1 pseudogene is annotated in these 477 nt (G+C 38.8%); it reads right to left on the reverse strand.

What is annotated here, in order from left to right:
• Nucleotides 1–411, reverse strand: a pseudogene (locus A1D25_RS01820) (hypothetical protein); the annotation flags it as partial.
• Nucleotides 412–477: the final 66 nt, after the last annotated feature.

A 477-nucleotide genomic window follows, 5' to 3' on the forward strand; every position in this document is an offset into this window, starting at 1 on the left:
TTTATCGCCTTGTGGACCTGGCTCACCGGTAGGAGTTGTTGTAGGAGCTGCTGGACTTGGCTCACTTGTAGGGGTTGTTGTGCTTGGCTCTCCTATCGGACCTGGTTGAGCTGTATTGTTAGCTCCATCTGCAGGTTGTGCTGGCTGAGTTGGCTCAGATGTATCTGACTCTGTCGGAATATCAAAACCCTCGTTGTATAGATGTAGCAAACCAGTACTTGGATCAAACTTATATAAAGAATCTAACTCAGCATCATAGCTATACCCATCAGCTATATATTTCTCATAGCTAGTCTTTTTATATTTTGACTTTCCTTCTACATAACCATCGCCTGAAGCATATACTGAGCAGCTAATACCTAATGCAAATAAAATTGCCACACTTAATTTAGATTTAGATTTATTAAACATTAATTGTTCCTTATTTATTATAATTATGGAGCCGACTATACAGAAGCTCTAATCGTTTAAATTAGT

The organism is Ursidibacter arcticus (assembly GCF_009761375.1).
Classification (GTDB): Bacteria; Pseudomonadota; Gammaproteobacteria; order Enterobacterales; family Pasteurellaceae; genus Ursidibacter; species Ursidibacter arcticus.